This window comes from Pseudomonas sp. WS 5410, assembly GCF_012985645.1.
In the GTDB taxonomy this organism is placed as follows: domain Bacteria; phylum Pseudomonadota; class Gammaproteobacteria; order Pseudomonadales; family Pseudomonadaceae; genus Aquipseudomonas; species Aquipseudomonas shahriarae.
Map to the genome: position 1 here is coordinate 190,367 of NZ_JAAQWS010000009.1, position 24,851 is coordinate 215,217.

At 61.0% G+C, this 24,851-nt stretch carries 28 protein-coding genes, 1 tRNA gene and 2 pseudogenes; 11 read left to right on the top strand and 20 right to left on the bottom strand.

Annotation, left to right across the window (positions count from 1 at the left end; translation table 11 throughout):
* Nucleotides 1-13: 13 nt before the first annotated feature.
* From HBO24_RS15555 to HBO24_RS15570, 4 genes and pseudogenes are all read right to left on the bottom strand, one after another.
* Nucleotides 14-982, bottom strand: coding sequence for a FecR domain-containing protein (locus HBO24_RS15555; protein ID WP_170059959.1), 969 nt, complete (start codon nucleotides 980-982; stop codon nucleotides 14-16).
* A pseudogene (locus tag HBO24_RS15560) lies at nucleotides 979-1,517 on the bottom strand (RNA polymerase sigma factor). The gene HBO24_RS15555 and the pseudogene HBO24_RS15560 overlap by 4 nt, the downstream one beginning before the upstream one ends.
* A gap of 180 nt (nucleotides 1,518-1,697) precedes the next feature.
* Nucleotides 1,698-2,585, bottom strand: coding sequence for a dihydrodipicolinate synthase family protein (locus tag HBO24_RS15565; RefSeq protein ID WP_170059960.1), 888 nt, complete (start codon nucleotides 2,583-2,585; stop codon nucleotides 1,698-1,700).
* Between the two features lie 25 nt (nucleotides 2,586-2,610).
* Nucleotides 2,611-3,393, bottom strand: coding sequence for an aldolase (locus HBO24_RS15570; RefSeq protein ID WP_057439765.1), 783 nt, complete (start codon nucleotides 3,391-3,393; stop codon nucleotides 2,611-2,613).
* Nucleotides 3,394-3,550: 157 nt separating this feature from the next.
* Here HBO24_RS15570 and HBO24_RS15575 point away from each other — a divergent pair, with 157 nt between their 5' ends.
* Nucleotides 3,551-4,078 (top strand): XRE family transcriptional regulator, encoded by a 528-nt coding sequence (locus HBO24_RS15575; RefSeq protein WP_170059961.1) that lies wholly within the window; start codon nucleotides 3,551-3,553, stop codon nucleotides 4,076-4,078.
* A 122-nt stretch (nucleotides 4,079-4,200) separates the two neighbouring features.
* Here the strand turns inward: HBO24_RS15575 and HBO24_RS15580 are convergent, their stop codons facing one another.
* A complete protein-coding gene (locus HBO24_RS15580; protein WP_170059962.1) occupies nucleotides 4,201-5,217 on the bottom strand; it encodes a DUF4917 family protein in 1,017 nt (338 codons plus the stop codon).
* Between the two features lie 126 nt (nucleotides 5,218-5,343).
* Here HBO24_RS15580 and yiaY point away from each other — a divergent pair, with 126 nt between their 5' ends.
* A complete protein-coding gene (yiaY, locus tag HBO24_RS15585) occupies nucleotides 5,344-6,492 on the top strand; it encodes an L-threonine dehydrogenase (RefSeq protein WP_057439762.1) in 1,149 nt (382 codons plus the stop codon).
* Here the strand turns inward: yiaY and HBO24_RS15590 are convergent.
* On the bottom strand, nucleotides 6,489-7,646 hold the full coding sequence (locus tag HBO24_RS15590) for an MFS transporter (protein WP_170059963.1): 1,158 nt from the start codon (nucleotides 7,644-7,646) through the stop codon (nucleotides 6,489-6,491). The two genes, yiaY and HBO24_RS15590, sit on opposite strands and share 4 nt — an antisense overlap.
* Before the next feature lie 99 nt (nucleotides 7,647-7,745).
* On the opposite strand from HBO24_RS15590, the gene HBO24_RS15595 reads away from it, so the two are divergent.
* Together HBO24_RS15595 and HBO24_RS15600 are read left to right on the top strand one after the other, a co-directional pair.
* Nucleotides 7,746-8,420, top strand: coding sequence for an NAD-dependent epimerase/dehydratase family protein (locus tag HBO24_RS15595; RefSeq protein WP_170059964.1), 675 nt, complete (start codon nucleotides 7,746-7,748; stop codon nucleotides 8,418-8,420).
* 27 nt (nucleotides 8,421-8,447) lie between these two features.
* Nucleotides 8,448-8,917, top strand: a pseudogene (locus HBO24_RS15600) (MFS transporter); the annotation flags it as partial.
* 4 nt (nucleotides 8,918-8,921) lie between these two features.
* Here HBO24_RS15600 and HBO24_RS15605 read toward each other — a convergent pair.
* The gene (locus HBO24_RS15605) at nucleotides 8,922-9,410 is read right to left on the bottom strand and encodes a DMT family transporter (protein ID WP_057958768.1); all 489 of its coding nucleotides are present in this window, start codon (nucleotides 9,408-9,410) and stop codon (nucleotides 8,922-8,924) included.
* Nucleotides 9,411-9,478: 68 nt separating this feature from the next.
* Between HBO24_RS15605 and HBO24_RS15610 the strand changes: the two genes are divergently transcribed.
* The 4 genes from HBO24_RS15610 to HBO24_RS15625 all read left to right on the top strand — a co-directional run bounded on the left by HBO24_RS15610 (nucleotide 9,479) and on the right by HBO24_RS15625 (nucleotide 12,273).
* Nucleotides 9,479-10,405, top strand: coding sequence for a LysR family transcriptional regulator (locus HBO24_RS15610; protein WP_170059965.1), 927 nt, complete (start codon nucleotides 9,479-9,481; stop codon nucleotides 10,403-10,405).
* A gap of 63 nt (nucleotides 10,406-10,468) precedes the next feature.
* Nucleotides 10,469-11,110, top strand: coding sequence for a LysE family translocator (locus tag HBO24_RS15615; RefSeq protein ID WP_128593594.1), 642 nt, complete (start codon nucleotides 10,469-10,471; stop codon nucleotides 11,108-11,110).
* A 118-nt stretch (nucleotides 11,111-11,228) separates the two neighbouring features.
* Nucleotides 11,229-11,756, top strand: coding sequence for a DUF4142 domain-containing protein (locus HBO24_RS15620; RefSeq protein WP_057439756.1), 528 nt, complete (start codon nucleotides 11,229-11,231; stop codon nucleotides 11,754-11,756).
* A gap of 370 nt (nucleotides 11,757-12,126) precedes the next feature.
* The gene (locus HBO24_RS15625) at nucleotides 12,127-12,273 is read left to right on the top strand and encodes a hypothetical protein (protein WP_162947704.1); all 147 of its coding nucleotides are present in this window, start codon (nucleotides 12,127-12,129) and stop codon (nucleotides 12,271-12,273) included.
* A gap of 13 nt (nucleotides 12,274-12,286) precedes the next feature.
* On the opposite strand, the gene HBO24_RS15630 is transcribed toward HBO24_RS15625, so the two are convergent.
* The 7 genes from HBO24_RS15630 to HBO24_RS15660 form a co-directional block, all read right to left on the bottom strand.
* On the bottom strand, nucleotides 12,287-12,787 hold the full coding sequence (locus tag HBO24_RS15630; RefSeq protein WP_169960414.1) for a methylated-DNA--[protein]-cysteine S-methyltransferase: 501 nt from the start codon (nucleotides 12,785-12,787) through the stop codon (nucleotides 12,287-12,289).
* 96 nt (nucleotides 12,788-12,883) lie between these two features.
* Nucleotides 12,884-13,294, bottom strand: coding sequence for a type II toxin-antitoxin system HicB family antitoxin (locus HBO24_RS15635; protein ID WP_120732022.1), 411 nt, complete (start codon nucleotides 13,292-13,294; stop codon nucleotides 12,884-12,886).
* A gap of 22 nt (nucleotides 13,295-13,316) precedes the next feature.
* A complete protein-coding gene (locus tag HBO24_RS15640; protein ID WP_115127579.1) occupies nucleotides 13,317-13,499 on the bottom strand; it encodes a type II toxin-antitoxin system HicA family toxin in 183 nt (60 codons plus the stop codon).
* A gap of 240 nt (nucleotides 13,500-13,739) precedes the next feature.
* Nucleotides 13,740-13,813, bottom strand: a tRNA-Gly gene (locus tag HBO24_RS15645).
* Between the two features lie 141 nt (nucleotides 13,814-13,954).
* Complete coding sequence (locus tag HBO24_RS15650; RefSeq protein WP_120732097.1) at nucleotides 13,955-14,839, bottom strand: alpha/beta hydrolase; 885 nt, start codon at nucleotides 14,837-14,839, stop codon at nucleotides 13,955-13,957.
* A gap of 295 nt (nucleotides 14,840-15,134) precedes the next feature.
* On the bottom strand, nucleotides 15,135-15,827 hold the full coding sequence (locus HBO24_RS15655) for a pseudouridine synthase (protein WP_120732098.1): 693 nt from the start codon (nucleotides 15,825-15,827) through the stop codon (nucleotides 15,135-15,137).
* On the bottom strand, nucleotides 15,827-16,039 hold the full coding sequence (locus tag HBO24_RS15660) for a cysteine-rich CWC family protein (RefSeq protein ID WP_057439751.1): 213 nt from the start codon (nucleotides 16,037-16,039) through the stop codon (nucleotides 15,827-15,829). Before HBO24_RS15660 ends, HBO24_RS15655 begins: the two co-directional genes overlap by 1 nt.
* Before the next feature lie 217 nt (nucleotides 16,040-16,256).
* Between HBO24_RS15660 and HBO24_RS29600 the strand changes: the two genes are divergently transcribed.
* Together HBO24_RS29600 and HBO24_RS15665 are read left to right on the top strand one after the other, a co-directional pair.
* Nucleotides 16,257-16,616, top strand: a complete 360-nt coding sequence (locus tag HBO24_RS29600) for a hypothetical protein (RefSeq protein WP_128593595.1) — start codon at nucleotides 16,257-16,259, stop codon at nucleotides 16,614-16,616.
* A 145-nt stretch (nucleotides 16,617-16,761) separates the two neighbouring features.
* A complete protein-coding gene (locus tag HBO24_RS15665; RefSeq protein ID WP_170059966.1) occupies nucleotides 16,762-17,187 on the top strand; it encodes a DUF3757 domain-containing protein in 426 nt (141 codons plus the stop codon).
* 25 nt (nucleotides 17,188-17,212) lie between these two features.
* On the opposite strand, the gene HBO24_RS15670 is transcribed toward HBO24_RS15665, so the two are convergent.
* Nucleotides 17,213-18,325 carry an enoyl-CoA hydratase/isomerase family protein gene (locus tag HBO24_RS15670; protein ID WP_057439749.1) on the bottom strand — a complete coding sequence of 371 codons (1,113 nt, stop codon included), beginning with the start codon at nucleotides 18,323-18,325 and terminating at the stop codon, nucleotides 17,213-17,215.
* Between the two features lie 131 nt (nucleotides 18,326-18,456).
* Here HBO24_RS15670 and ung point away from each other — a divergent pair, with 131 nt between their 5' ends.
* Complete coding sequence (gene ung, locus HBO24_RS15675; RefSeq protein ID WP_170059970.1) at nucleotides 18,457-19,152, top strand: uracil-DNA glycosylase; 696 nt, start codon at nucleotides 18,457-18,459, stop codon at nucleotides 19,150-19,152.
* A gap of 98 nt (nucleotides 19,153-19,250) precedes the next feature.
* On the opposite strand, the gene HBO24_RS15680 is transcribed toward ung, so the two are convergent.
* Genes HBO24_RS15680 through HBO24_RS15700 form a run of 5 tightly spaced genes read right to left on the bottom strand, consistent with a single transcriptional unit; the run spans nucleotide 19,251 to nucleotide 24,636 of the window.
* The gene (locus HBO24_RS15680) at nucleotides 19,251-20,288 is read right to left on the bottom strand and encodes an AbrB family transcriptional regulator (protein WP_057958777.1); all 1,038 of its coding nucleotides are present in this window, start codon (nucleotides 20,286-20,288) and stop codon (nucleotides 19,251-19,253) included.
* Nucleotides 20,281-21,795 (bottom strand): tripartite tricarboxylate transporter permease, encoded by a 1,515-nt coding sequence (locus HBO24_RS15685; RefSeq protein WP_057439746.1) that lies wholly within the window; start codon nucleotides 21,793-21,795, stop codon nucleotides 20,281-20,283. Before HBO24_RS15685 ends, HBO24_RS15680 begins: the two co-directional genes overlap by 8 nt.
* Nucleotide 21,796: 1 nt before the next feature.
* Nucleotides 21,797-22,255: a tripartite tricarboxylate transporter TctB family protein gene (locus HBO24_RS15690; protein ID WP_115127583.1), complete on the bottom strand. Its 459-nt coding sequence runs from the start codon at nucleotides 22,253-22,255 to the stop codon at nucleotides 21,797-21,799.
* A 60-nt stretch (nucleotides 22,256-22,315) separates the two neighbouring features.
* A complete protein-coding gene (locus HBO24_RS15695) occupies nucleotides 22,316-23,299 on the bottom strand; it encodes a tripartite tricarboxylate transporter substrate binding protein (protein ID WP_057439744.1) in 984 nt (327 codons plus the stop codon).
* Nucleotides 23,300-23,343: 44 nt separating this feature from the next.
* Nucleotides 23,344-24,636: an OprD family porin gene (locus tag HBO24_RS15700; RefSeq protein ID WP_115127584.1), complete on the bottom strand. Its 1,293-nt coding sequence runs from the start codon at nucleotides 24,634-24,636 to the stop codon at nucleotides 23,344-23,346.
* Between the last annotated feature and the right edge of the window lie 215 nt (nucleotides 24,637-24,851).

Consider the following 24,851-nt stretch of genomic DNA (forward strand, 5'->3'; position numbering starts at 1 on the left):
TTCTCAAGTGGTGTTACTTGCGCGCTTCGATACGGATCTTGCCATCGCCCAGGGCCACGGTTTTCACCGGCAACAGGGCCGGCAGGGCACTGATCAGCGCGTCCGGGTCATTCACGTCGAGATTGCCAGAAACCTTCAACCGCGCCACCGCGCCATCGGCCAACACCACGGCCTTGGGCCGGTACAGACTCAACTCATCCAGCAGGCTGGCCAGTTCGCGGTTGCGAAAGGACAGGTGCCCGCTGCGCCAGTCGGCGACTTCGCCAGCGGCCACGGTTTGCTGCTGCACGGAGCCCTTGGCGTAGCTGTAGGTCGCCCGCTGCTGGGCGCCGAGCATAACGGCGCTGGCTTTCTGGTCGGGGGCGAAGGCGACCATCCCGTGGGCTACGCTGACCACCAGTTGCTGCTGGCCGCGGCGCACATCAAAAGCGGTGCCCACCACCCGCACATCGGCCTCGCCTGCGCGCACGAACAGCGGCCGCTCCTTGTCGGGTGCCACCTCCAGGTACAACTGGCCCCGGTCCAGATGGATCACACGGCGATGGGCATCGAAGTCCACCCGCAATTGCGTGCTGGCATTGACGTACAAGGTGCTGCCGTCCGGCAGGTCCAGGGTGCGCATGCCTTTGTCCTGCGCCGCGATGTCGGTGTGATACAGCCCGCGGGGGGCCCCGAGGTTGCTGGCGAGCAAGGCACAGACCAGCGCGGCTGCCACCGCCAGGGCGGGGCGCCAGGGCGCGGGTTTGCGGGCGGGCAAGGGCACGGGTTTGTTCAGTTGCTGCAACTCGCCGAGGTCGGCCCACAGCTGTTCGAATTCGGCGTAGGCGCGCGCATGGGCCGGCACGGCATGCCAGGCGGCGAAGGCCTTGCGCTCCTGCGTGTTGCCTTCGTTGCGATTGCGCGCAAACCAACTGGCAGCCTGGGCATCGATGCAGTCGTGCTCATCAATGTTGTGGCTGTCGCGGTTACTCAAGCGGGTCATTCTGGCTGCTCCTTGCCCGGTCTTTTTGAAGTCGCTGCTTGCAGTGCAGCAGGGCAAAGGCGATGTGCTTTTCCACCATGCTGATCGAAATACCCATGCGTTCGGCGATCTGCGCCTGGCTCAGGCCTTCGAAGCGGTGCAGCATAAGGGCTTCTCGCCTGCGGGGCGAGAGTTCGGCGAGGACTTCTTTCAACTGTTCCAGGCGTTGGAGGCGTTGGGCGGCGGCCAGGGGATCGTTTTGCTCGTCGCTGACAGGTTCGGCATCCCGTTCGGCCTGCTCGTGATGGACGCCGTGGCGCACCTTCTGTTTGCGCCAATGGTCGCGCAACAGGTTGCGCGCCATCTGAAACAGAAAGGCCCGTGGCTGCTCGACCTTGGCTCGGTCGCGGTAGTCCAGCCATTGGGTAAAGACATCCTGGGTCATGTCCGCCGCGTCGCTGGCGTTGTCCGTGCGTTTACGCAGGTAATGCAGGATATCTGCATAAAACCCGCGAAAGGCATCGGCCGACAGCGGGTCGGGCTTGAAACGAGGCATGGATATCCTTCTTGACGCAGCACGCTGCAGAAAAGTCGCGAATGATATCGAGAATTATTGCTATTTGTCTCCGTAAATTTAGCGATGCATGCATTCCCCTGTGGGAGCGGGCTTGCCCGCGATGGCGGTGTGTCTGGTCCACCGCTATCGCGGGCAAGCCCGCTCCCACGGGGTGGTGTTTTAGCTCAGCGAGGTCAGCAGCTTCTGCAACTGCGCCTGACCCGCCATGTCCAGTGGGAACACCGGTAACCGTGGATCACCCACCTCCAGCCCGGTCAGGCGTAAACCGGCCTTGATCGTCGCTGGCAAGCCGCCCTTGAGGATGAAGTCCAGCACCGGCAACTGCCGATAGAACAGCTCCCGCGCCTGGTTCAGGTCATTGGCCAGTATCGCCTGGTACAGGTCCAGGTTGAGTTGCGGGATCAGGTTCGGTGCAGCCGTGCACCAACCCTTGGCACCAGCGGCGAACGCTTCCAGGGCCAGTGGGTTACAGCCGTTGTAGAACGGCACCTGGCCTTCGCTCTGGCGGTACAGCTGGTGCATGCGCTGGATATCGCCGGTGCTCTCCTTGACCATCGTCACGTTGTCGACGCTGTGGACGATACGCAGGATCAGCTCCACCGACATATCCGTGCCGCTGGTGGCCGGGTTGTTGTAGAGCATGATCGGCACACCGACGCTGTCGCCGATGGCCGCGTAGTGCGCGAGGATCTGCGCTTCACTGAGCTTCCAGTACGACGTCGGCAGCACCATCACCACATCGGCGCCTTCGGCTTCGGCAAAGCGCGCGCGACGCACGGCCTTGGCGGTGGTCAGGTCGGATACGCTGACGATGGTCGGCACGCGCTTGGCGACCTTTTGAATGCTGTAGGCGCTGACTTCGTCCCACTCGGCGTCGCTCAGGTAAGCGCCTTCACCTGTGCTGCCTAACGGGGCAATGGCGTGGACGCCGCTGTCGATCAAGCGGTCGATGGATTGACCCAGGGCGTCGAGGTCAACGGTGCTGCCGTCGGCGCTGAACGGGGTGATGGTGTAGCCGATGATGCCGTGAATAGTAGGGCTGGACATGGAATATCTCCGGTCGAAAAAGGCTTCAGTTCAGGCAATCGGCGTGTTGACGCAGGTTCTGCCGAGCGTAGTAGTTGAACGCGGCGCCGTGGCGCTTGGGCTTGGAGATCCAGTCATGGGCCTCGCGTCCCAACTGCGGCAGGATCGGCTTGATGGTCCCGGCGGCCATGGCCAGCAATTGCAATTTGGCCGCCCGTTCGATCAATTGCGCGATTACGCAGGCCTCTTCGATGGTGCTTCCGGTGGACAGCTGCCCGTGGTGCGACAGCAGGATGGCGCGCTTGTCGCCCAGGGCTTGGGTGATGATTTCGCCTTCTTCGTTACCCACCGGCACACCCGGCCAGGCTTCGAGGAACGCGCAGTCTTCATACAGCGGGCACAGGTCCATGTGCGACACCTGCAGCGGTACTTCGAGCATCGACAGCGCGGCGATGTGGGTGGGGTGGGTGTGGATGATGCAGTTCACATCCGGCCGGCCACGGTACACCCAGCTGTGAAAACGGTTGGCCGGGTTGGGCATGCCGTGGCCTTCCAACACTTCCAGGTCTTCGTTGACCAGCAGCAGGTTGCTGGCGGTGATTTCATCGAAACCCAGGCCCAGTTGCTGGGTGTAGTAGGTGCCAGGCTGTGGGCCACGAGCAGTAATCTGCCCGGCCAGGCCCGAGTCGTGGCCGTTCTCGAACAGAATACGGCAGGTCAGGGCCAGCTTTTGCCGGTCGGTCCACGTATTATCCGCCAGGGTACTTTGCATCTGGGTCAGCGCTTGCTTGACCAGTTGTTCTTTCGGGAGTGCTAATGTCTTGGCCATATCGGTGTCCTTTGGGTGGTTCAATGGACGTCGATTTGCTGGTTCCCGCTGCTCGCAAGGTCGTTGGGTTCTGCAAATGACACTAAAGAGGCTATATGACACTTTGTGTCATTGGCAAGCAATAATCATCGCACTCTGCTTGGATTAATCGCTGCGCATGTCTATCCGTTTGAAACTATTGAGAAAAAAACTCGGCGTCACCCTGGAGGCATTGGCCGAAAAATCCGGGATGACCAAGAGTTATCTGTCCAAGGTCGAGCGCGGCTTGAACACCCCGTCGATTGCCGCCGCGCTGAAACTGGCCAAGGCGTTGAACGTCAAGGTCGAGGAACTGTTCAGCGAAGGCAGCGTCAGCCTCGACAGCTACAGCCTGGTGCGCAGCCACGAGCGGCCCGAGACCGCGCCGGGTTATGCAGTACTGGCCCATCAGGTCAGCGAGCGCAGCCTGCTGCCGTTCATCATTTATCCGCCGGCAGAATTCAGCGACAAGACCTTCAAGGAGCATTTGGGGGAAGAGTTTCTGTTTGTGCATGAAGGCCGGGTGGAAGTGGACTTCATGACCGAACGGGTGCTGTTGGAGCGTGGCGATGCATTGCACTTCAACGCGCAAAAGCCCCATCGGATTCGCTCGGTGGGCGAGGTGCAGGCGCAGTTGCTGGTGGTGGTGCACAGCGCCGAGGAATAACGCCAACGCTGTGTTGGAACTCGGTCAATGTGGGAACTGGCTTGCCTGCGATAGCGGTGTGGCTGATACACCGCCATCGCAGGCAAGCCGGCTCCCACATTTGATCGCCTTCGTTAACCCGATCAGTGTTCGACAGGCACCGCCAGGGCCGGGTTGCCGAGTGCATGGCTGCGTGCCGCAAAGAACCTGAGCTCCACTTCCATCTCCTCAAACAGTGCGGCAAACCGGCGTTTCTGCTGTTGGATAAACCCGTCGCTGCGGCCAAACACCGAGATCGCCAGGGTCTTGATCTTCGACCGGCGAATTGCCTCCACCAAGTGCCCATCCTGTTCGCTCAGGTGATGGCCGAACAGGCACAACGCACCTTCCTGTCCCAGCAATTGCTCATAGCAGAACGACAGGTAATCCGAGCTGCGAATGCTCTTGAGCTTTTCGCTGCTGGGGCCTTCGTTGATAAACAGCGGCACATCGTCGAGGGTCTTGATCGTGTTGTTGATCGCAAAGCTGCTCAGCAACGTGCTGTCGGTGGAGGCCAGCTTGCGCGCCGAACCATCCAGGTTGCGTACCAGGTGCAGGCCGCCGTGCAGGTACAGAATGCGCGTCGCGGTGGTTGCGGTATCGCGTAAGTCAAAGCGTGATTCGGCGCCGCGAAACAGGTCGTCGATACCCGGCGTATGCAGGATCGACCAGTAATTGAGCAGGTCGTAATTGCTGGTGAACACCGTCTTGTAGCTCGCCAGTTCCTGATTGATGGTCACCAGGGTCGACGGCTGTACCAGGCGCCACGGGATATGCACGGCGTGGATGGTATTGATCAGCGCTTCCTTGATCGCGTAGTAACGATTGCGCGGCGCGGCGGAGCTGACGGCCAGGGCCTTGTTGACGCGGCTGGTGGTTTTTAGGGCGCCCAGCACCTGCTCGAAGCTGCGGGTCGGCATCGCGTCAAACACGCTCAGTTCGGAAGCGCTCAAGGGCTTTTCTTCCACGGTGCGTGCGTTTTCAAACAGCGAGTCGTAGGCAAAGTCTTCCCAGACTGTGCGACTGGCGCCGTTGCCGATCAGGATGGCGTCGAAGGCGATGCTGTTGCGCAGTGCGTTCCAGTCTTCAAGGGTGGCGTCGATATCCTGGAAATCCTTCATTGCGGCGGGTCTACTCAAAAACGGCTGGGCGGTGACTTTATCACGGGCGGGCGTTGATCTTGGTCAAGATGCCGCAGGCGGGTGAGGTTGATGCTGTAGGAATCAACGCATCCCCGAGGATTCATCATGAGCAGCACGTTCTTCATTCCCGCCGTCAACATCATGGGCATCGACTGCCTCGACGAAGCCATGAACGCGATCCGCAACTACGGTTTTCGCAAGGCCCTGATTGTCACCGACGCCGGCCTGGCCAAGGCGGGCGTGGCCAGGATGATTGCCGAGAAACTGGCAATGCAGGACATCGACTCAGTGATTTACGACGGCGCCAAGCCCAACCCCAATGTGGAGAACGTCGAGAACGGCCTGGCGTTGTTGCAGCAAAGTGCCTGCGATTTCGTGGTGTCGCTGGGCGGCGGCTCGCCCCATGACTGCGCCAAGGGCATTGCCCTGTGTGCCACCAATGGCGGGCATATCGGCGACTACGAAGGTGTCGACCAATCGAGCAAGCCACAGCTGCCCCTGGTGGCGATCAACACCACCGCCGGCACCGCCAGCGAAATGACCCGTTTCTGCATCATCACCGACGAAACCCGCCACGTGAAAATGGCCATCGTCGACCGCAACGTCACACCGCTGCTGTCGGTCAACGATCCTGCACTGATGGTCGCCATGCCCAAGGGCCTGACCGCCGCCACCGGCATGGACGCGCTGACCCACGCCATCGAAGCCTATGTGTCCACGGCCGCCAACCCGATCACCGACGCGTGCGCGATCAAGGCTATCGAGCTGATCAGCGCCAACCTGCGTCTGGCCGTGCGCGACGGCAGCGATATGGCGGCCCGGGAAAACATGGCCTACGCGCAGTTTCTCGCCGGCATGGCCTTCAACAACGCCTCCCTGGGGTTTGTCCACGCCATGGCCCACCAGTTGGGCGGCCTCTACGACTTGCCCCACGGCGTATGCAACGCGGTGCTGTTGCCCCACGTGCAAAGCTTCAACGCCAGTGTCAGCGCGGCGCGCCTGAGCGACGTCGGCCGCGCCCTTGGGGTGGATAACAAACACGCCAGCCCGGAAGAGGGCGCCCAGGCGGCCATCGCGGCGATCCGCTGCCTGTCCCAGGACGTCGATATCCCGGCCGGCCTGCGCGAGCTGGGCGCCAAGTTGCAGGATATCCCGCTGCTGGCCACCAACGCCCTCAAGGATGCGTGCGGCCTGACCAACCCACGGCGGGCGGACCAGCGTCAGATTGAGGAGATTTTCCGTAGCGCGTTTTAATCCGCCCTGGAACGGGCGACGCACCACAGTGCGCCGCCCGCCAGAGCTACACATAGCGCCGCCAATGGCCACACTTGCTGACTGACCAGCAAGCTGGCCACACCCCCTATCAGCGCCGCCAGCAACTGGTGCAAAAAGCCACTTAGGGCCATGGCGTACGAGCCGCTTATCGGAGAATGATCGTTGGCCAAGGACAGACTGATGGGGTAACTCATCGACTGCCCGAACACCGCCACGCAATATGGCAGCCACAGCAGCCAGGCCCAATCGCTGGCGAACCAGCCTGCGAGCAACATCACCGAGCTGCCGCCCATCACCAATGTCACACCCCATGTCATCATCGGCAGGCGTCCGCTGCGGGCAACCCAGCGATTGACCATCAGTGCGCCCGCCAGATAGGCCGCGCTGATCGGCCAGCCGAGCAGCCCGTACTGCGCGGCAGTCCACTCGAAGCGACCCTGCAGAATCAGCGGAGCGCAGGTGTTGAACGCGATGATCACGCCATACCCCAATCCGCCCGCCAACGCCGCTCGGAGAAACGCCGGGTGTTGCAAAATCATGTGGTAGATACGCCACGCAGAAACCTGTCCATCGGCTTTCATCCGCGCCGGGAACGCCACCCCTTGCAGTACGCCAATCAGCCCGATTGCCGCCAACGCCAGGCCATAGAAGATCGCCTCCCAACCAAACGCCACTTGCAATACCGAGCCAATGAACTGGCCGATGCCCAGGGCGATCACGAAGGTCATGCCCAGCCACGACAGCCCCTTGGCCAACAATGCACCGCTGAAACTGTCGCGCACCAACACCCGAGCCATCACCGAAACGCCACCGGCGCCCAGGCCCTGGGCAAACCGTAGCGACAGAAACGTCTCGATGTTGTGAGCCAAGGGGATGGCGGCACTGGCCAGTGCATACAGGGCCAGTGCCGCCAGCAATACCGGCTTCCTGCCCAGGCGCTCACCCAGGCTGCCCCATAGCAGCATTGGCAGCGCCATGCCTACCAGATACACCGCCAAGGCGAGCGAAGCTTGAGCCTCCAGGGCCTGCAGCGCTTGGGAAATGGCCGGGACTGCGGGAAGGTAAATGCTGATGCCAACCTGGGACAGGAAGGCGGTGCAGCAGGCAATGGCGAGGGTTGTGGTGCTCTTCAAGGGGGCGAGTTCCTTTCTGAACGCTAAATTTCAGGCGCAAAGCTACAAGCTGTTAGTGTATTTGTCTTTAGCTTGAAACTTGCCACTGAGGCCTCCCTGATGAGAGTTCTGCTATTCGGCGCCACCGGCATGGTCGGCCAGGGCGTGTTGCGTGAGTGTCTGCTGGCCGCTGATGTGCAGGAAGTGGTGGCGGTGGGGCGCACGGCGTTGACCCAGGAGCATGGCAAGCTGCACCAGGTGTTGCATGCCGATATGTTCGACTTCCAGCCCCTGGAGCATTTGCTGCAGGGCTTTGATGCCTGTCTGTTTTGCCTGGGGCTGTCGTCGGTGGGCGTGGATGAAGCCACCTACACCCGGCAGACCTACGACCTGACCCTGGTCGCCGCCAGTACCCTGGCGCGGCTCAATCCGCAGATGACGTTTGTGTACGTGTCCGGTACCGGCACCGACAGTTCCGAGCAGGGCAAGGTGATGTGGGCGCGGGTCAAGGGCAAGACCGAGAACGCCTTGCTGCGCCTGCCGTTCAAGGCGGTGTATCTGTTCCGGCCGGGGATCATTCAGCCGCTGCATGGCGTGCGTTCGAAAACCGCGCTCTACCAGACGATCTACAACCTGATCGGGCCGCTGCTGTCCCTGTTCCGGCGCATGCGGCCAGCCTGGGTGGTGAGTACCGAGACCGTGGGCCGGGCGATGCTCGCGGTGGTCCGGCATGGCGCTCCGCAAGCGGTGATTGAGCCTGCGCAGATCCATCGCCTGGCTGCCGAGCGTTTGTAATGCTCTCGAAAAGCCTGATCCGTCGTCTGGCGCCTGATGCCGTTGATCATGGTGTGTTATCTGTTTGCCTTTTTTGATCGCATCAATATCAGCTTCGCCAAGTTCCAGTTGCAGGCTGACCTGGGTTTGAGCAACACCGCCTACGGTTTGGGCGAGGGGCTGTTTGTGATCGGGTATGTGATCTTCGAAGTCCCGAGCAACATGATGTTGTACAAGGTCGGCGCCCGGCGTTGGATTGCCCGGATCATGGTGTCCTGGGGGCTGGCGACGGCCGCGATGGTGTTTGTGACGGCCGAGTGGCAGTTCTATGCATTGCGCTGATCAATACGTTGGGCCAACTCGGTGGCATCGTCAGCCCGGTAATGGTCGGGCGCATCAAGGACATCACGGGCAGCACGACCCCGGCGCTGTATGTGATTGGCGCGTGTGCATTGATTGCGGCGGCGCTGCTGCTGTGGGGCTTGCCGCATAAGTTGCGCACCTCCGACAAGCGCTGACGACTCAGCTCACGCCAGCCAATGCCTTGGCTGGCGCACTACTGAACTGAATCAACACCACCCCGCCAATCAACATCAGCACCCCAAGCAAGCGGGGGGCGGTCAGTTGCCGCTCTACCAGACCAAACAGGCCGAAGTGGTCGAGCAACAATGACGCGAGGATTTGCCCGGCCATGGCCAGGGCGATAAACCCCGAGGCCCCGAGTTTGGGCAGCAAGACCAGGGCCAGGGAGATAAAGCACACGCCGAATGCGCCGCCGGTCCACATCCATAGCGGCGCCTTGGTGATAAAGCCGAGGCTTGGCAGCGGCAGCCGTAACGCCAGGATCACCGGCAATAACACCAGAATACTCACCAGCAGCGAGGCCAGGGTCGCCCACAACGGATGCCCGAGGCCGCGCCCGAGGTTGGCGTTGATTGCGCTTTGAAACGGCACCACCGCCCCGGCAATCACCGCCAGCAGTAACAAGCCCAGCCAATGCAACGTGGTCATGATCAATCTCCAAAAGGTTTTACTGGACTCTACGGTATTCGTCGCGCAGATTTAAATTCCAAGTTCTTATGCCGAACATGCATGCCATGAATGATCTGCGCCGTGTTGACCTTAACCTACTGGTGATCCTCGACGCGTTGCTCAGCGAGCAGCATGTCACCCGCGCTGCCGAGCGCCTGCACCTGAGCCAGCCGGCGGTCAGCCATGCGCTGGTGCGCTTGCGTGATTTGTTGGGCGACCCCTTGCTGGTACGCCAAGGCGGCGGCCTGGTCGCCACCGCTCGCGCGCTGGAACTGGCGGCGCCGCTGGCTGATGCCTTGGTCCAGGTCCAGTCGTTGCTGGCGCCGAACCGTTTTGATCCGGCGTCGGCCAGGCGCACCTTTCGCCTGGCCATGTCCGATTACGGCGCGGCTCTCTTGTTGCCTGGGCTGGTGCGGGCGCTGCGCGAGCAGGCGCCGGGGATTGACTTGGCCATCACCCACGCCAGTCGCGAAGGCATGCAGGAAGGGGTGCTCAGTGGGGAGATCGACCTGGCCGCCGGCGTGTTTCCCGACCTGCCGGCCGAGTTGCGCAGCACGCCGTTATTCGAAGAGCACTACGCCTGCCTGGTGGACCGCGACAGCTTGCCCGCCGACGGTGGGCTCGACCTGCCGACCTACCTGGCACGGCCCCATGTGCTACTGGAAATGCGCGGCAGCGGCACCCCGGAAATCGAGCGGGCGCTGACCGCGATCCGCGAGCGACGGCACGTGGCGATCAGCCTGCCGCATTGGGGCATCGCGCCGCAGTTGATCCAGGGCACTGACCTGATCCTTACCGTGTCCTCCCAAGGGCTGCTGAACATCGACTCGCGGCACTTGCTGGTGGTGCCGCCGCCGTTTCATATCCCATCCTTCGGTTTTGTACTGGCCTGGCATAAACGCCGCGCGGGGGATGGCGCCTTGCAGTGGCTGATCACCCAAGTGCAAGACGTGTTGGCCAAACGTGCGGCCTAGCATTGCAGTGCCCGGTGGATTGTGCACAATCGACGCGCCCCCTCTTTTCTGAGCGTGTTACCCATGACTTCATCATTGCTGTTTGCCGTCATCGCCTCGGGCTTTATCTATGGCATCACGCCGGGCCCCGGGGTGCTGGCGGTATTTGGCATTGGTGCGGCACGCGGCCGTCGGGCCGGCGCGGGTTTTCTGTGTGGGCACCTGCTGGGCGATGTGGTGTGGTGCAGCACCGCGTTGGTGGCGATTGTTGGCGCCCGGGAGATCGGTAGCAGCGCGTTTGATGTGCTGGGTGTGCTCAGTGCCCTTTACCTGTTCTGGCTCGGCATCCGTGCTATTCGCACCCGCAACCGCAGCGGGGACGCGCCTCAGGGGGCGGCGCGCCAACCGTTCTGGCACGGCATTCTGTTTGGCCTGACCAACCCCAAGGCGTATCCGGTGGCCGTGGCCACGTTCACCGCACTCCTGTCGAGCCGGGCCGAGCTGCTGACCTGGAGCATGCTGCCGTGGTTGATTGTCCTGAGCTTTGTAGGCGGCCTGCTGGCTTACGGGATCCTCATCGGCGTCGTGGGTGCGCGGCAGGTGCGTACGGTGTATCAGCGTCATGAAGTGTTGATCACCAAGCTGTGCGGGGTGATGTTTATCGGCTTCGCGATCAATGCCCTGGCCCATGCGTTGCCGGGCTTGCTGGGCAGTAAAACGTCCTGAGTACCGACGACCGTTCGTCGCACCAGCAAGTTTTTTCTAAACCTTTGCCGCCCTGAAAATTCAGATTCAGGGCGGGGCTCGTTCCCCGGCATGTATTTATTACCTGGAGGAACCCATCATGAGCCGCATGGCTATCCGGTTACGCACCGCCACTTTCGCGATGCTGCTGGGCCTCGGCGCCAGCAATGCTTTTGCCCAAGGCCCCGCCGAATTTATCGAGCAAGCCTCGGCCAAGGGCATGGCCGATATCGAAACCAGCCGCATGGCCCACGCCAAGACCTCGTCTCAGGAAATCAAGGACTACACCATCGAGGTCATCAACGAACGCACCCTGGCCAATCAACATTTGGCGGCCATTGCGAAAAAACTCGACTTGCCGGTGGCGCCTCGCGACCAGATCGTCGACAAGGCTGAAACCTTGATGCCTGAGCTGACCGATGGCGACTCCTTTGACGCCGCCTACACGGCTCAGCAGGTCAAGGCCAACGAAGATGCAATCGCGTTGTTCAAGCAGGAAGGTGCTGCTTCGGATATCCCTGAGATAAAGGCATTGGTCGACGAAACCCTGCCCAAGCTGGAAACCCGCCTGGAAAAAGCCCGGGCGCTGGCTTCGTCCTACAGCAAGAGCCGCAACAGCGACGGTTGATCGCGGGCTTTACCAGGAAACGGCGGTTGGAGCTGATCCAACCGCCGTTTTTTTACGCCTGGTTCAGGTCGGTCTTGCCTGGGTCCGCCGCCGTGCCGTCGCCGCCGAGGTTGACGGTATGGCGCTCGCCCAAGGTACGGTATTCGCTGCGCAGTTTTTCCAGGGCTTTGAAGTCCAGGCCATCGAGGCTTCATGGCGATGCTCCAAAGTACTGACCGTGGCGGCACGCTGAAATTTCTTTTTACAATTGTTGACCTACATGAATTCGGTCGGGCCGTGCAACCGTTGGGCAGGTGCGGGGTGCAGGCATCGAACCCTGCTTGTGCAGGCTGGTCACTGTTTCATCACCCCGTTGAATGGAAGCGCGATCATGAGCCTCTCTCGTACTCTCTGCCTGGCCTGCTGCCTGGTGCTGTTGCAAGGCTGTTTCGACAGCTCTGACAATGAAACCCAGGACAACACCGACGGCAGCAAATCCTCGGTGCAAATGAAGGATTCCAAGGCTGATCAGCCCTAGCGTTAGGTGGTTGTCAGAACAACGACCTTGTGGCCTCGCTATCCTCTAGGGTCAGCAAGTACTGCTTGGCTTCAAGCCCGCCGGCAAATCCGGTGAGGCCGCCCGCAGCACCAATCACCCGATGGCAGGGCGCGACGATCGAAATAGGATTGCGCCCGTTTGCCGCCCCCACCGCGCGCACAGCCTTGGGGTTGCCGATCTGTTGGGCGATCTGGCTGTAGCTGCGGGTTTCACCGAAGGGAATAGTCAGCAGCGCACCCCAGACTTTTTTCTGGAACTCGGTGCCGTCAAAGTCCAGTTCCAGCTCGAAGCACTCGCGGGTGCCGGCAAAATACTCGTTCAACTGCCGCTCGGCCTCCAGCAGCACCGCGCTGTGGTTGACTTCCACCAGCTCGCCCAGGCGCACACGGTTGGCGCGCTCGGCCTCCCACAAGATGGCGGCGAGCTTGCCGTTGCGGGCAACCAGGGTCAGTTGGCCGACGGGGGAGGGCATGAGTTTGTATTCACACGGCATGAGCGGGCTCCTTGTTGAGTGGATCGTTTATCGCCTGCACTTTAGCGCTCGTCGCGGGTGGCTGAACTACGTTTCTTGCGCTCAAATTCGGCGATGTTATCGCTCCTGTTGCAGCACCTTCAGCGCTGCCGATGCCAGGAACCCCGAACGACTTTTTTCTTCCGGGTGGTGCAGCACGTACTCATCAATGCGGTTGAGCAAGTAGCCAGGCAGCGTGATGTTGAGTTTTTGCGCCTTGCCCAGGTACTTGGTTACATCAATATCCACCACCGCCCAGGTACAGCCGGCGTACAGGGGGTTGGCTGCGTGCAGCGTGACCTTTTGTGCGCTGGGAATGGGCGCGCCCTCTTCGGCCAGCAGCTCAAAATGGCCTTCTATGGCTTCCCGTGCCATGGCCATGGCGTCGTCCAGGTCATCACCGGCAGAGAAGCAGCCAGGGATGTCAGGGACTTCTACGCCCCAGGCGTGGTGATCGTCGCCGGTTGAAATTGCAATCGGATACAGCATGTTCTTGTCCTCCAGGTACGCTTCAAGCGAGCAGAGCTTGTTTCAAGATGCTCTTGGCGGTCTTGTCCAACAGATGCTTCTTGGGGTGGGGAATGGTCACCAGCCCAGGCTTGGCAGGGTGTTTAAAATGATGATGGCTGCCCCTGACGCGCACCAGGTACCAGCCATCAGCCACGATATGGCCTATCAAATATCGGCTATCCACATCACCTCCTTGTGGTGTGTTGGTGGTGACTATAACTACTAAATAAAAATTATCAACACTCTACCCACCAACAAAAGAGGGCAGGCGGTGCAAGAAGTTTATGGGGGCGGGGCGAGGCTGCTGGATGAAGGTATTGCGGGGTTTTACTGATAAATCCCAGGCACAAAAAAACCGGCTTCAGGAGCCGGTTTTTTATTCATCCTCCATCAAGGTCAAGCTGATGGGGGAGGACAATCTGAGTGGAGCGGGTAGAGGGAATCGAACCCTCAACTAAAGCTTGGGAAGCTTTCGTTTTGCCACTAAACTATACCCGCTCAGAGCGGCTGACTTTGTACCAGAAGTGCGCGGCGATTTGAAGTTTTTCTTTGAAAAATGTGCAAGTTGCGAGCGTCAGCGGATGCTTTGAGCCCACCCCAGGCAGAAACGCTGCACCGTCCCTGCCCAGGGCCTTGCTTTCAAATCGCAAACGCATGCAGGGCCTGGCCCTGGTGATGCCGCAGTCGACTCACCGACTGTTCCGGTTTCAAAAAGCCCATCAATGCCTGCCGACTGTCATTGCACGCGGCCTTGTGCTCCATGTCCAGAAAGTGCCCGGTGGCCTGGATGGTGCCGAAGCTGCTGTTCGCTACATGTTGCCCAAACAGCCGGGCATCCTCGGCACTGGTGTATTCGTCCCACTCGCCATTCAAGAACAGAACCGGAATGTCGATCTGCCGTGCGGCCTTGAGGTAGCACTGGCGGTCGCTATTGAGCACCTGGCTGATGTGGTAGTGCATCTGCCCGTACTCGTGCTCGGCCAGGGTGCTGACGTGTCGATAGTTGAAGCGCTTGAACAGTGGCGGCAGGTGTTTGCCGATGGTGCTGTTGACCAGGTTGCCGACGCTGTGGCGGTCGAGGGTGCCGAGGTAGTCGACGCCACGTTCCAGGTAGTCGCGCATCGGTGCGTTGATCACTGGGGAGAAGGAGCTGATCACGGCTTTCTCCACGCGCCGGGGACGCTGGGACAGGGCGACGAGCGTGGCGACACCGCCCCAGGAAAACGACAGCACATGCTCGGCGGCGAAGTGTTCGATGAGTTCCAGAAGGATCTGGCCCTCAATGTCCTTCGTCAGCATTTGCTCATGGCGGTTGTGGGCTTTGGAACGACCGGCGTAGGGCTGATCATACAAAACCACATTGAATTGCGGATGCAGGCTTTTCACGGTCTGGGCGAACGACGCGGTGGTGGCCATGGAGCCGTTGACCAGGATGATGGTCTTTTGAGCAGCCTCCGCGCGATAGAACTCCGTGTAAACCCGATACTGACCCTGTATATCCAGCACAGCGATTTCTGGCCTCATGTCGTAAGACTCCTGGCAAGCGGGTGATGCGCGCAGATCACTCTGCACGAGCTTTGTGACAGGTAGGCATACGCCTGGAAGGGAGGCCCATGTCGGTCCGATGAGGCTGGCCGACGGGTGTTGTTATGACGGGCAACTTGCCTGGGCCCCTACGTCAAGCGGTACGGGCCGGCAATGTGTTTCTTGGAGGTCGGGTGACTCGCCAGTCAGATTGCGGCTGGCGGTTTGATTTAAGCAGGAGGCGGGCCAGGTCGCACGTTTGACCCTGGGCTTTTGCCGATCACCGGCTGAACGGTCATATCTGGCGGATTTCAGCTTCTGTCAGCGGCCGATATTGGCCGGGGGCGAGTTGTTCATCCAGCACCAGCGGGCCCATGCGTTCGCGATGCAGGCGCGTCACCTTGTTGTCGAAGTGCCCGAACATGCGCTTGACCTGGTGATAACGCCCTTCAATGATGCTCAGGCGCGCGCTTTTGGGGCTCAGCACTTGCAGGTCGGCCGGTTGGGTGGTCAGGTCTTCGAAGGCGAAGTACAGGCCGGCACTGAACGTTGCGGCGTACTGCGGGCCAATCGCCTGTTCGGTCTCCACGTAGTAGACCTTGGGCAGCTTGGTCCTGGGCTGGGTCAGGCGCCGGGACCACTGGCCATCATTGGTGATCAGCAGCAGGCCGGTGGTGTTGAAGTCCAGGCGGCCGGCGATATGCAGGTCGCCCTTGTCCGGCTCATCCAGCAGGTCGAGGACGGTGGGGTGTTGTGGGTCGACGGTGGCACTGACGCAGCCTGGCGGCTTGTGCAGCATGAAGTAGCGCGCGGGTTTCCCCACCTGCAGGATCTCGCCATCACATTCCACGCGGCTGAACTCGCGCACTTCATGGTGGGGGTCGGCAACCGGCAGCCCATCGACTTGAATCCGTCGCTCCGCCAGCAGTAAGCGCACTTGCTGGCGATTGAAGCGGGGCAGGTTACTGAGGAATCGGTCGATACGCATTACCGGGGCTCGGCTGCGCGCAGTTGTGCGTCGACCTGGGCACAGCGCGGGCACAGGCAGGCCTTGTTGCGCAGCTCCATCGGCAGGGCTTCGAGCACCTTGGGGTCGATGGTGACGCTGTAGCACCAGCAGGCACGGTCAGCGGTGCGCGGGTCGGCCAGGGTGCAATCATTGCGAGCGCCGCAGGCCGGGCAAAGTGTGGGAGTGTTCATCGGTCGGTTCAGGTGTCATGGCGTCGAGGTTCCGGCGAAACCGGTGTATTTGGCACGATACAGACCTGGGCGGTTTATTGCGCCATAGATGTATCAATCTATGTCCAAGTCGCACCAGATTTGCTTTTTGCGGTCTGATCTCTTGTCATTCAGTGAAAGCTGTCTGTCGCCCCCCAGCGTCGCTGGTGTGTGCTCTTCCGCGGTCCAGGAGGCCGCCATGTATCGTCGATTGCTCATCACAGCTGTGCTCGGTTTGACCCTTTCTGCTTGCGTGCCCTATTACGATGGAGGCTCCAGCTACTATCGATCCGAAGTCTATACCGCACCCGCGCCGGTCTATTACTACGGCGGCGGTCCGTCATACCAGTACCGGCGCGGCTATTACGCACCGCCACCACGCTATTACCCGGCGCCGCGTTATTACCAGCCGGCGCCCCGTTACTATCAGGCCGGGCCAAGGGCGGGCTACCGTCCCTATCCCAGTCAGGGATGGGGGGATCATCGGGGCTACAACGGCCATGGTCGCGGCGATGGACGTGGCGGTGATCATGGCCGGGGACGTGGCGGGCATCGGTAGTCAGACTTTTCTTTGAAACGGCGCGAAATGCGCCGTTTTTTTGTGGGCGACCATCTGTCTGGGCTGTCATATTTAACAGCTATCTTAAGTGCTCTTCTAGGACTTTACTGGGTGGCAAGACCTCAGTAGCTCAACGGAATGACACATGATCAGCCGGGCACTTATTCTTTTTTTACTCGGTTTTTTTTCCTTCGCTCACGCCAGCGCAGAATTCAGCTGCCCCTATCCCTCGTCGATCAAGCGCAAGGCGGGCCATTTCCAAAGTGACAATGGCCACTGGAGGAGCCCTGCAGGCGGGGCCGACAGTTTTTTGGAAAGATTTGTCGGGGCGGTTTTTATTCCGGCCAATGACCAGGAGCGCAAACAAGGCTACTTGGAGTATTGCAGCTACAAGGCGGCCAACAACCAGTGGGTCAACCTCAGGTTCCAGGCGCCCGAGCCCCTGTCCGGCATGTCGCTGACCGACTCCACCCATTGGATGCCGGCCCGCGGGCCGTTTGACCAGGAAATTTTTGTGTGCACGGACAGCCAGCCCGACAACTGTTCGTTCACCCTCGATCGCCCAAAATAATAGCCCGTCGCTTGACTTGCGTCTGTCATAAATCAGACAGGTCTGCCAGTGGGTGACGTCCCTCCCAGGCCTTGTGAAAGTGCGCCTCGACCACCGCCTCGGGAATGCGCTTGATATCTGGCCAGTGCCAGTGTGGCTGCTGATCCTTGTCGATCAGGCGAGCGCGTACCCCTTCGCTGAACTCCGGATGCCGACAGCAGTTGAGGCTCAAGGTGTATTCCATCTGGAACACCTGCGACAGAGAAAGGTGCCGCGCCCGTCGGATCTGCTCCCAGACCAGGTGTGCGGTCAGCGGGCAGCCCTCGCTCAAGGTCTTGCCGGCCCGGCTGAACAGCGGGTCGGCATGCTCGCGCAGTTGGCTCAAGGCGCGCCAGGCGCAGTGCACATCACCCACATCCAACCATGCGTCGATCTGCTGGCGGCGCGGCAGCCACTGTGGTTCGGGCTGCTGGCTGGCGGCCTCCTGGGCCAGGGCCTTGAACAGGCTGTTGAGCTGCATCGCCGTCTGTTCCTGCCAGTTCAGCTGTAACAGGCCCTCAAGCATTTCGTCCTGTTGCTCATCCAGCAGGAAGCGGTCGGCCAGGCCTAGGTCCAGGGCGTCGCGCCCGTTCATATGGGCGCCGGTGAGGCCCAGGAACAGGCCGAGCTTGCCGGGCAGGCGCGAGAGGAACCAACTGGCGCCGACGTCCGGGTACAGGCCGATGCTGATTTCCGGCATGGCCAGCCGGCTGCTCGGGGTGACGATGCGGATGGCGGCGCTTTGCAGCAAGCCCATGCCACCGCCCAGAACATAGCCATGGCCCCAGCAAATCAGGGGCTTGGGGTAGGTGTGCAGGTGGTAGTCCAGACGATATTCGGCAGCAAAAAACTGCGCGGCCAGGGCGGGTACTTCGCCCGGGTGCTCGCGGCAGGCCTGGGCCAGGCTGCGCACTTCACCGCCGGCGCAAAACGCCTTGGCGCCGTTGCCGCGCAGCAGCACGCAGACGATTTGCGGGTCTTTGGCCCAACTCGCCAGGCGCTCGCCCAGGGCCAGGATCATCGGCAGGGAGAGGGCATTGAGGGACTTTTCTGCGTCCAGGCTGGCGATGCCGATACGGGCGCCGTCTGTGCCAGTGAGCTCTTCGAAGTGCAGATTCATCATGACCTCAATCGGTAAATTGAACGTTGAGTATGATCCCTTCGTGGGAAAGTGCCGGTTGCGCGTCAGATCAATTGACAAGTGGGGTGGGCTTTCCTAGGGTTCGCCCATTCTTTTTACATGATGCTTTTCTGATGACTGTCGACGACCGTATCAAACTTGAACCGAGCTGGAAACACGCCCTGCGTGAGGAATTCGAGCAGCCGTACATGAGCCAATTGCGCGAGTTCCTGCGCCAGGAGCATGCGGCGGGCAAGGAAATCTACCCGCCGGGCCCGCTGATCTTCAACGCGCTCAACTCCACGCCGCTGGACAAGGTCAAGGTGGTGATCCTCGGCCAGGACCCGTATCACGGCCCGGGCCAGGCCCACGGCCTGTGCTTCTCGGTGCAACCGGGCGTGCCGGCGCCGCCGTCCCTGGTCAATATCTATAAAGAGCTCAAGCGCGACCTCAATATCGAGATCCCCAGCCACGGCTGCCTGCAAAGCTGGGCCGACCAGGGTGTGTTGATGCTCAATACCACCATGACCGTGGAGCGCGCCAATGCCAACGCCCATGCGGGCAAGGGCTGGCAGTTCTTCACCGACCGGGTGATCGAGATTGTCAGCGAGCATCAGCCGCACCTGGTGTTCCTGCTGTGGGGCGCCCATGCCCAGGGCAAGCAAAAGCTGATCGACGCGACCAAGCATCTGGTGCTGACCTCGGTGCATCCGTCGCCGTTGTCGGCGTATCGCGGGTTTTTGGGCTGCGGGCATTTCAGCCGGACGAATAAGTTTCTTGAGCAGAATGGCGAGACGCCGATCGAGTGGCGGTTGCCGCCGCTCTGAAGGTCAGCACAAGGTAGAAGCTGCCTGCGATGACTGACAGTCTGCCGATATCTCTGTTGGCAGACACACCCCAATCGCAGGCAAGCCAGCGCCTATATTTAAATGGTGTCCGGCTGGCGGTTCCAATGGCGGAATAACGGCTCCGCCAGGAACAGCACAAACAACAGCCGCATCACCTGCATCGCCGTTACCAACGGCACCGACAGTTGCAGGGTCTCAGCCGTCAAACTCATCTCGGCAATCCCGCCGGGCATCATCCCCAGCGTCAGCGAGCGCAGATCCAACTGCGTCAATGCACTCAAACCCACCGCCGCAAAGGTCGCAATCAGCATGCTCAGCAGTGTGCCAACCACCGTGCGGCCCATGAACGACGGTGCCCGTCGGAAGAACTGCCGGTTGAAGTGGCAACCCAGGCCACTGCCGATCAACCATTGGCCGATCTGGCTGCCACCCTCTGGCAGGCCGATGTGCAAATCCCAGGTGATACTGGCGACGGCACTGACCAGTAACGGCCCGAACAACCAGGGGTTGGGTTGGCGCAAGCGTTGCCAGCCCCAGGCCACCAGCGCTCCGATCGGAAACAGCAGGGCCAGCCAGGCCCAATCCACAGGCGCCGGGTGAAACTGTGGTGCGCCGCCGCCCAGTAAATACTTGAAGATTGCCGGCACACACAGCACCACCAGCAACACCCGTAGACTCTGGCCAGCCGCCACGCGACTGAGCACCGCGCCATTGCGTGCGCCCAGGTTGACCATCTCCCCGGAACCGCCCGGCATGCTTGAGAAAAACGCTGTGGCGCGATCTTCACCGCTGCGGCGCATCAACCACACGCCGACAATGCTCGACAGGCTGGTGACCAGCGCGCCGAAGAAGATCAGGCCAAAGTGGCTCATCACCTGTTCGATCACCACCGGGGTGAAGTGCAGGCCGATACCAATGCCCACCACCCACTGCCCGCATTTGCGCCCGCCGGGAATCTCGCCCAACTGCCAGGGCGTCAGGCAGCGCACCAGGATGATCGCCAGCAACGAGCCGACCATATACGGCAAAGGCCAGCCGACCAGGCTGGCCAGGTAACCGCCGGCCAGGCCGACCAGCGGTGTTCCCCACCATTGTCTAAGGGTGACCTCAGACATCGGCTACGGCACGACGCTGCAACGCGCGCTTGCGCCAGATACGCAGCAATGGCACGAGCAGCATGATGGCGGTCAGTACCCAGACGCCCAAAGTGATCGGGCTCGACCACAGAATTTCCAGCGTGCCATTGGAAATCGACAACGCACGCCGCAGGTTCTGCTCCATCAGGCCGCCGAGGATAAAGCCCAGCAGCAGCGGCGACAGTGGGAAGTCCAGCTTGCGCAGGATGTAGCCGAAGATGCCGATGGCGATCATCAGGAACAGATCGAAGGTGGTGGCGTGTACGGCATAGACGCCAATCGCGGTGATGATCGCGATCACCGGCACCAGTGCCCAGTTCGGCACGGCAAGGATGCGGGTGAAGATGCGAATCATCGGGATGTTGAGGACCACCAGCATGATGTTGGCGATAAACAACGAAGCGATCAGGCCCCAGACAATGTCCGGTTGCTGTTGGAACAGCAGCGGGCCAGGTGTGATGTTGTACAGCGACAGGGCGCCGATCATCACCGCCGTGGTGCCCGAGCCCGGAACGCCGAGGGTCAGCATTGGCACCATGGCACCGCAGACTGACGCGCCGATGGCGGTTTCCGGGGCGGCCAGGCCGCGCATGTCGCCTTGGCCGAACTTGCCGCTGGCGCCCGCGATACGTTTTTCGGTCATGTAGGCCACGGCCGAGGCCATGGTCGCGCCAGCACCTGGCAATACGCCGATGATGAAGCCCGATACACCGCAGCGCAGGTTCACGGTCAACACCGACAAGGCTTCCTTGACGTTGAACATCATGCGCCCGGTGGCCTTCACTGCCTCCTGGCCACGGTGGGTTTTTTCCAGGAGCAGGAGGATCTCACTGATGGAGAACAGACCCAGGACCAGGACCACGAACTGGATACCATCGGTCAGATGGATGTTGTCCCCGGTAAATCGGTAGACACCGCTATTGGCATCGATGCCGACGCAGGCAAGGAACAGGCCGATCAACGCCGAGACAAAGGTCTTCAGCGGCTTGTCACCGGCCATGCCGCCCAGGCAGACAATCGCAAACACCATCAGTACGAAATATTCCGCAGGTCCGAAGGCAATTGCCCATTTGGCCAGCAGCGGGGCGAACAGCACCATGCCGCAGGTGGCGATAAACGCACCGATGAACGAGCTCCATGCTGAGAGCGACAGCGCCACCCCGGCCATGCCTTTGCGGGCCATTGGGTAGCCGTCGAGGGTGGTCATCACGGTGGAGGCTTCGCCCGGGATGTTCAGCAGGATCGAGCTGATCCGGCCGCCGTATTCGCAGCCCAGGTACACGGCTGCCAACAGGATCAGTGCCGACTCGGGCGGCAGGCCCAAGGCAAATGCGATGGGGATCAACAACGCCACGCCGTTGATCGGGCCCAGGCCCGGCAACAGGCCGACGACGGTGCCGATCAGGGTGCCGCACAGTGCGGTCACCAGGTTATAGGGGCTCAGCGCGACGCCGAAACCCTGGCCCAAATAGCCAAAAGTATCCATATCAGTTCTCCAGAACGTCGAGCAGACCGAGGGGCAGCGGTACGTCCATGGCTTTATCGAAGAGCAGATAAAGACCGACGCTCATCAAGGTGATGATCACCACGCCGGGCAACCAGCGCCCTCCATACAGCCGTGCCATCGGAATACCAATCAGCATGCTGCTGAGAATGAAACCCAGAGATTCGAAAGTGCCGGCAAACACCAGCAGCAAGCTCACGCAGATCCCGATCTTAATCAGGGTCGGGCGGTCCAGCGGCGGTTCATCGTCAGTGTGTTTGGTCGGTTGCGGACGAATCAGCATGTAGGTCAGAGCCAGGCCCATCAGCCCGAGCAACAGCAGTGGGAAGGCCCGAGGTCCTACTGGCTCGTAGGAAAAGGCCGCCTGATAGGGCCAGGCCATCAGCGCCAGGCCGATACACACCAGTAACAGCACTGCGGCGAATATGCGTTGTAAGAGCATGTAGAACTCCTGGGCCACGCCCCCGGTTCAAAAGGGCATGGCCGCGCGACAGAGGGGCGATTACTGGATCAGGCCGAACTCTTTGGCCAGCACTTTGTAGTCAGCCACCTGTTTCTTCACGTAGGTGTCCAGTTCCGGGCCGGTCAGGGCGAACGGGAACAGCTCGCGCTGGTCACGCAGCTTGGCGAACTCTTCGGAGGCCAGCAGCTTGTCGAACGCAGCCTTCCACCAGGCGTAGTCTTCATCGCTGACTTTTGGCCCGAGGTAGAAGCCCCGTACCACTGGCCAGACGATGTCGTAGCCTTGCTCTTTGGCGGTCGGAATATTCTTCATTTCCGGCTCGTCCAGGCGCTCTTCGGAGAACACTGCCAGCAGGCGCATATCGCCGCTGAGGATGTGTGGCATGGAGTCGGAGATATCGGTACTGCCTACCTGGATGTGACCACCGAGCAGGGCAGTGGCGATTTCACCGCCGCCTTCGAGGGCCACGTAACGCAGGTCACGCGGGTTGATCCCGGCAGCCTTGGCGATCAGTGCGGTCTGCATCCAGTCCTGGCTGCCGACGGTGCCGCCGGAACCAATCACCACTTTGCTCGGATCTTTCTTCAGGGCCTGTACCAGATCGTCGAGGCTCTTGTAGGGCGAATCGGCTTTCACCGCAATCGCACCATAGCTGGTGCCCACGGCGGCCAGCCATTTCACTGCGCTTTCATCAAATCGACCAAATTTGCCTTGGGCCAGGTTCAACAGCGAACCGCTGGACCAGGCCACCAGCGTGCCGGCATCGGCAGGGCGCTGTGCCACCACGGCGTTGTAGGCCACCGCACCCACGCCGCCGGGCATGTAGGTCACGCGCATCGGTTTGCTCAGCAGTTTTTCGTTGATCAGTGCGCTTTGCACCAGCTTGCAGGTCAGGTCAAAACCACCGCCGGGGGAGGCCGGTGCGATGCATTCCGGGCGCTTGGGTTCTTCGGCAGCCAGCAGCTGGCCGGCAAACAGCATGCAGCCGGCGGCCAGGGCAAATTTACGCAGGGATGAGGACATGGGGAACTCCGTCATTGTTGTTATTGGGGATATGACTTGCAGGGTTACCACAGCGCGACGCTGTAACTGACCAGCACGCGCACTTCGTCTGCGTCCCGTGCCGAATAGTTGGAGCGGTAAGTGGCGTTACGCAGGCGTACGGCCACATCCTTGAGGGTGCCGCTTTGCACCACGTATTTGATCTCGGTGTTGCGTTCCCACTCTTTGCCGGTGTCGCCGTTCTTGAGTTGGATATTGTCACCGGACAGGTAGCGGCTCATGAAGCTCAGGCCGGGGATCCCCAGCTTGGCGAAGTCGTAGTCGTAGCGAGCCTGCCAGGAGCGTTCTTCGGCGCCGGCAAAGTCGTTGATCTGCACAAAGTTGACCAGGTACGGGTCGCTGCCATCCACATACGGGAACGCGCTATCGCCGGACATGTGCTGGTAGCCGGCGCTCAGTTTATGGCCGTTGAGGGCGTAGCTGAAAAGGCCGTTGAGGGATTTGTTATCAATGCTGCCGCCGCGCGCGCTGCCGGTGTCATCACTGATGGCCAGGCGCAGGTCGGTACCAAAAGTGCCGGGACCCATCGGAGTGGAGGCGACCACACCGAGGAAGTGCTGGCGGTACACGTCGTCCAATTGGGCGAAGTGATAGCTGCCGGTGACCTTCTCGGCAAACTTGTAGTCCACGCCACCAAAGTTGAAGTGCTTGCCGGTGGCCCCGCCGACGAAGCGGCCGTTCTTGTTGTTGAGGGCGATGTCCTCGTAGTTGCTGTCGTCGCGGTCCTTGGCCTTGTCCAGGCGGCCGCCGGTGAACGTCAGGTGCTTGAACTCCTTGGAGGTCAGCAGGCCGCCGTTGAACGTCTGCGGCAGGATGCGTCCGTCGTTGGCCTTGAGGATTGGCAACTCAGGAATCAGCGAGCCGATTTTCAGCTCGGTAGCCGAGATTTTCACTTTGCCGGTCAGCCCCAGTTTCGAGTACTCGTCAGCGGCGCGCCCATCATCGTGGGTGGGCAGCAGGCCGCTGCCGGTGCGGTCCGGGCTGGAGTCGAGCTTGACCCCGAGCATGCCCAGTGCATCCACGCCAAAACCGACGGTACCGTCGGTGTAGCCCGATTGCAGGTTGAGCATGAAGCCCTGGGCCCATTCGTCGCGTTTGGATTGCTGGGCGCTGGTACCGTCGCGAAAGTCGCGGTTGAAGTACATGTTGCGGGTTTCCAGGGTCGCGCTACTGTCTTCGAAGAAGGCAGCCTGGCTAAGCGGCGAAAAACCGGCAAGGGCAGCGGCACTGGCGAGGGCGGTCTGGGTCAGGCGGGAAAAACGAACAGGCGGGCAAGCCTGGGGCTGTGTCGACAGCATCGTAGAGCACTCCGTTTATTGTTCTTATAGGGCGAAAACGCTTCGAGGCGTTTTTCGGGCGCTATGGGTGAAATAGCTCGGAAGGTGTAACCGTCCGTTTCTGGATGCTAATGGGCGAACCTTTCACTAACCTTTCAACGGTCTTTCAATGTTTTCGGGCTTCACAGCACAGGCGGCGGCTGTAAACTGCGCCGCGAGTCGGTAAACAGAGGGCG

What these genes read in the sequence shown, in the direction of transcription:
- HBO24_RS15555 (WP_170059959.1), bottom strand. Translation starts at nt 982, where the DNA reads ATGACCCGCTTGAGTAACCGCGACAGCCACAACATTGATGAGCACGAC.
- HBO24_RS15565 (WP_170059960.1), bottom strand. Translation starts at nt 2,585, where the DNA reads ATGTCCAGCCCTACTATTCACGGCATCATCGGCTACACCATCACCCCG.
- HBO24_RS15570 (WP_057439765.1), bottom strand. Translation starts at nt 3,393, where the DNA reads ATGGCCAAGACATTAGCACTCCCGAAAGAACAACTGGTCAAGCAAGCG.
- HBO24_RS15575 (WP_170059961.1), top strand. Translation starts at nt 3,551, where the DNA reads ATGTCTATCCGTTTGAAACTATTGAGAAAAAAACTCGGCGTCACCCTG.
- HBO24_RS15580 (WP_170059962.1), bottom strand. Translation starts at nt 5,217, where the DNA reads ATGAAGGATTTCCAGGATATCGACGCCACCCTTGAAGACTGGAACGCA.
- yiaY (WP_057439762.1), top strand. Translation starts at nt 5,344, where the DNA reads ATGAGCAGCACGTTCTTCATTCCCGCCGTCAACATCATGGGCATCGAC.
- HBO24_RS15595 (WP_170059964.1), top strand. Translation starts at nt 7,746, where the DNA reads ATGAGAGTTCTGCTATTCGGCGCCACCGGCATGGTCGGCCAGGGCGTG.
- HBO24_RS15605 (WP_057958768.1), bottom strand. Translation starts at nt 9,410, where the DNA reads ATGACCACGTTGCATTGGCTGGGCTTGTTACTGCTGGCGGTGATTGCC.
- HBO24_RS15610 (WP_170059965.1), top strand. Translation starts at nt 9,479, where the DNA reads ATGCCGAACATGCATGCCATGAATGATCTGCGCCGTGTTGACCTTAAC.
- HBO24_RS15615 (WP_128593594.1), top strand. Translation starts at nt 10,469, where the DNA reads ATGACTTCATCATTGCTGTTTGCCGTCATCGCCTCGGGCTTTATCTAT.
- HBO24_RS15620 (WP_057439756.1), top strand. Translation starts at nt 11,229, where the DNA reads ATGAGCCGCATGGCTATCCGGTTACGCACCGCCACTTTCGCGATGCTG.
- HBO24_RS15625 (WP_162947704.1), top strand. Translation starts at nt 12,127, where the DNA reads ATGAGCCTCTCTCGTACTCTCTGCCTGGCCTGCTGCCTGGTGCTGTTG.
- HBO24_RS15630 (WP_169960414.1), bottom strand. Translation starts at nt 12,787, where the DNA reads ATGCCGTGTGAATACAAACTCATGCCCTCCCCCGTCGGCCAACTGACC.
- HBO24_RS15635 (WP_120732022.1), bottom strand. Translation starts at nt 13,294, where the DNA reads ATGCTGTATCCGATTGCAATTTCAACCGGCGACGATCACCACGCCTGG.
- HBO24_RS15650 (WP_120732097.1), bottom strand. Translation starts at nt 14,839, where the DNA reads ATGAGGCCAGAAATCGCTGTGCTGGATATACAGGGTCAGTATCGGGTT.
- HBO24_RS15655 (WP_120732098.1), bottom strand. Translation starts at nt 15,827, where the DNA reads ATGCGTATCGACCGATTCCTCAGTAACCTGCCCCGCTTCAATCGCCAG.
- HBO24_RS15660 (WP_057439751.1), bottom strand. Translation starts at nt 16,039, where the DNA reads ATGAACACTCCCACACTTTGCCCGGCCTGCGGCGCTCGCAATGATTGC.
- HBO24_RS29600 (WP_128593595.1), top strand. Translation starts at nt 16,257, where the DNA reads ATGTATCGTCGATTGCTCATCACAGCTGTGCTCGGTTTGACCCTTTCT.
- HBO24_RS15665 (WP_170059966.1), top strand. Translation starts at nt 16,762, where the DNA reads ATGATCAGCCGGGCACTTATTCTTTTTTTACTCGGTTTTTTTTCCTTC.
- HBO24_RS15670 (WP_057439749.1), bottom strand. Translation starts at nt 18,325, where the DNA reads ATGAATCTGCACTTCGAAGAGCTCACTGGCACAGACGGCGCCCGTATC.
- HBO24_RS15680 (WP_057958777.1), bottom strand. Translation starts at nt 20,288, where the DNA reads ATGTCTGAGGTCACCCTTAGACAATGGTGGGGAACACCGCTGGTCGGC.
- HBO24_RS15685 (WP_057439746.1), bottom strand. Translation starts at nt 21,795, where the DNA reads ATGGATACTTTTGGCTATTTGGGCCAGGGTTTCGGCGTCGCGCTGAGC.
- HBO24_RS15690 (WP_115127583.1), bottom strand. Translation starts at nt 22,255, where the DNA reads ATGCTCTTACAACGCATATTCGCCGCAGTGCTGTTACTGGTGTGTATC.
- HBO24_RS15695 (WP_057439744.1), bottom strand. Translation starts at nt 23,299, where the DNA reads ATGTCCTCATCCCTGCGTAAATTTGCCCTGGCCGCCGGCTGCATGCTG.
- HBO24_RS15700 (WP_115127584.1), bottom strand. Translation starts at nt 24,636, where the DNA reads ATGCTGTCGACACAGCCCCAGGCTTGCCCGCCTGTTCGTTTTTCCCGC.